General features: G+C 65.6%; 1 protein-coding gene and 1 pseudogene. Both read right to left on the bottom strand.

Features of this window, described 5'->3' with window-relative positions; genetic code table 11:
- Window positions 1–12: 12 nt before the first annotated feature.
- Complete coding sequence (gene hflC / locus AC1DKD_RS41350; RefSeq protein ID WP_441632055.1) at window positions 13–921, bottom strand: protease modulator HflC; 909 nt, start codon at window positions 919–921, stop codon at window positions 13–15.
- An 11-nt stretch (window positions 922–932) separates the two neighbouring features.
- A pseudogene (locus AC1DKD_RS41345) lies at window positions 933–1,301 on the bottom strand (FtsH protease activity modulator HflK); the annotation flags it as partial.

The following is a 1,301-nucleotide window of genomic DNA, read 5'->3' as shown; positions in this document are numbered from 1 at the left end:
TGGCCGCCCAGCTTAGCGACGGCTCGCCGGAGGCACTGCCGCCGGCGCCGCGGCGCCGCCCGCCGACCGCATATAGCGGAAGAAGTCGGAATTGGGCTCCAGCACCAACACGTCGCGCTTGTCGCGGAACGTATTGCGGTAGGCCTCCATACTGCGCCAGAACTGGGCGAACTGCGGATCGCGGCCAAACGATTCTGCGTAGATCTGCGAGGCGCGGGCATCGCCCTCGCCCTTGATCTTCTGCGCATCGCGATAGGCCTCGGCCAGCACGACTTCGCGCTGGCGATCGGCATCGGCGCGAATCTTCTCGCCTTCGGCGGCGCCGGTGGAGCGCAGCTCATTGGCCACGCGCTTGCGCTCGGCCTCCATGCGGCGATACACCGATTCGCTGATCGCGGGCAGCAGGTCGACGCGCTTCAGGCGCACGTCGATGATCTCGACGCCCACGGACTGGGCGTAGTCGGCCATCGCGGAGCGGATATTCTGCATCACCTTCTCACGCTCGCCGGCCACCAGCTCCGCCACCGTGCGCTTGCCGAATTCCTCGCGGGCAACGGAGTCGATACGCTGGGTCATGCGGTCCTGCGCGCCACGGATGTTGCCATTGAAGGCCACGTAGAACTTGCGTGGATCGGTGATGCGCCATTTGACGAACCAGTCCACCACCATGCTTTTCTTCTCGGCGGTCAGGAAACGCTCCGAGGCGGCCACGTCGATGGTCAGCAGGCGGCGGTCCATGAAGATCACGTTCTGCAGTGGCGGTGGCAGCTTGAAGTGCAGGCCAGGCTCGTTCACCACCTGCTTGATCTGGCCAAACGCGAACACCACGGCGTACTGCCGCTGGTCCACCACGAATACCATCGACGAGCCGATCGCCAGCACGATGAAGAGGCCGATTACTACGGAAATCAGTCGGTTCATGTCGGGGCTCCTCAGCGCGAATCGCGGTCACGGTTGCGCAACAGCTCGCGCGACCGGGTATCGCTACCGGCTTCCGGCGCGGCAGGCGTGCTGCTGCCGGCCGCGGGCGCCTGCGCGGTGCCGGAACCCGGCGTGCCGCCCTGCGACTGCGCCATCAGCTTGTCCAGCGGCAGGTAGAGGAGATTGTTGCCCTGGCGCGAATCCACCAGCACCTTGGTCGAATTGGTATAGATCTGCTGCATGGTCTCGATGTAGATGCGGTCACGCGTCACCTGCGGGGCCTTGGCGTACTCGGCCTGGACCTGCCGGAAGCGCGAGGCATCGCCTTCGGCCTGGGCGGTCACCCGCGCCTTGTAGGCTTCGGCTTCTTCGTTCAGGCG

The sequence above is a fragment of the Cupriavidus sp. 05T313 genome, from assembly GCF_056396665.1.
This window is presented reverse-complemented; position numbering and strand designations above follow the sequence as displayed.